The sequence below is a fragment of the Haloferax profundi genome (genome assembly GCF_001469865.1).
Taxonomy (GTDB): Archaea; Halobacteriota; Halobacteria; order Halobacteriales; family Haloferacaceae; genus Haloferax; species Haloferax profundi.
On the sequence record NZ_LOPV01000059.1, the window covers coordinates 1 to 2,060 of the forward strand.

The window sequence follows — 2,060 nt, forward strand, 5'->3', positions numbered from 1 at the left end:
TGTTCATCGCGATGGTCCTGGTGGCTGCTATAGCTGCGGGCGTGCTTGTGGATACAGCCGGGTTCTTGCAGGATCAAGCGCAGGAAACCGGGCAGCAGAGTAGTGCTCAGGTGACTGATCGCGTCCAAGTGACCAGCGTATACGCTGAGACAGATTATGTACAGGACATTACAGACGATAGTGGTGCGTACGCTGACGGGTCCGAAATCTACAACATTGGCAGTGGTGATATTACGGACTCAAACTCTGACGGTAGTGTCGCAGATGAGACCGGTGTCTACACGGCGGCGAGTACATTAAATTTCATTGTGATGAAATCACCCGGAGCGGGCAACATCCAATTGGAAGAAATAACAATAAACTGGATTGGCCCGGAGGGTGCTGAACAACATAAACTGACCACTAGTGGTCTCACCGATTCGAATGGTGATGATATTGGCAGTAGTGTGTCAATAGATACGATTGCTGGTAACGGCGATTATGTGCTCTCAGATAGCAGTGAACGCTCACTGATTACGTTGGCTTTTGATCCAGTGGCCGCTGACGACTCTGGCAACTCTGCAACAAACCTCGTTCCGCCTGAGCCTGGACAGGAGGTTACAATCGAGTTCACGACTGAGGCCGGTGCAACGGTGACGAAGACAATCTCAATGCCGCCTACTGTCGAGGGCGAATCGACAGTCAGCCTGTAAACAAATGAATTTGAAACTACTCAAAGAAGACCGCGGTCAGGTTGGTATCGGGACACTCATCGTGTTTATCGCGATGGTTCTCGTCGCCGCTATCGCCGCTGGTGTACTCGTGGATACTGCCGGGTTCCTGCAAGATCAAGCGCAGGAAACCGGACAGCAGAGTAGCGCACAAGTTACAGATCGACTCCAAATCACGAGCGTGTATGGTGAGACGAAGATCGCAGATACAGATACTGCGGCTGGTGGTTCATTATACGCATTCTACGACACTAACACGGCAGCAGATAGTGCCGGTGATGGGACTATCAGTAACAACATTGCTGCTGTCCAGAAGCTCAACTTTATCGTGATGAAAGCGCCCGGCGCTGGCGATATCCAAATTGAGGAAGTCACAATTAATTGGATTGGCGATGCTGGCGCTGAACAACTCAAACTCACTGAGGGCTCCGTTACTGATGGAGGGGACGTACAAATATACGAAATCGCTGATTCTGATGGAGATCCAAATATCCTCTCGGACAGTAGCGAGCGTTCGCGCGTCGAAATCACGCTGAATCCTGACGCAGACAGCGGTAACCCAGCGAACGGATTGGATGTCATCCCCGCTGGCTCCGACGTCACGGTCGAATTTACCACTGAAGCTGGTGCGACAGTGACGAAAACGATCACGGTTCCACCAACCATCGAGACTGGGGGCGTAGTCTCACTGTGAAAATTAAGACAATGATAAACATAACTAACAAAACCGACCGCGGCCAAGTTGGTATCGGCACACTCATCGTGTTCATCGCGATGGTACTAGTCGCTGCAATAGCTGCAGGGGTCCTCGTCAACACTGCTGGATTCTTGCAAGATCAGGCACAAGACACTGGTCAACAGAGTAGCGCGCAGGTCACGGACAGACTTCAAATCATCAGTAGCTACGCCGAAGTTTCGACTTACGAAGCAGTCGGGACGTCTGACGGTGATGATCTTTACGACTTCAGTAGTAGCGGTGCTGGTACCGGCGCCCAGACGATCAATTTCATCGTCATGAAATCTCCTGGGGCTGGTAATATCCAGATTGATGAGACGACTGTGAACTGGCTCGGACCGACTGGGGCCAGCCAGATTAAGATTGGCAGTTCGGGACAGGCTGAGCTGACAGCAATAGCTGACTCTGATGGAGATGCAGCCGTTTTATCTGATAGCAGTGAGCGGACGCTCGTGACGCTGACACTTAATCCAACGTACGATTCAAGTGCTCCAGACTCCCAAGCCAACTACCTTGACCCACTTGGGGCCGGTGAAGAGGTCACAATCGAGTTCACGACTGAAGCGGGAGCAACAGTGACTAAGACCATCACGCTGCCACCTACGATCAGTGAT

Annotated in this window: 3 protein-coding genes; all 3 read left to right on the plus strand. The window is 51.7% G+C overall.

Going from position 1 to position 2,060, the window contains the following annotated elements:
* The coding region (locus AUR66_RS03265) for a hypothetical protein (RefSeq protein WP_058571081.1) at positions 1–692 on the plus strand (692 nt) is incomplete at its 5' end.
* A gap of 4 nt (positions 693–696) precedes the next feature.
* A complete protein-coding gene (locus AUR66_RS03270) occupies positions 697–1,404 on the plus strand; it encodes an archaellin/type IV pilin N-terminal domain-containing protein (RefSeq protein WP_058571082.1) in 708 nt (235 codons plus the stop codon).
* On the plus strand, positions 1,401–2,060 hold a 660-nt coding region (locus AUR66_RS03275; RefSeq protein WP_058571083.1), incomplete at its 3' end, for an archaellin/type IV pilin N-terminal domain-containing protein. The genes AUR66_RS03270 and AUR66_RS03275, both read left to right, overlap by 4 nt.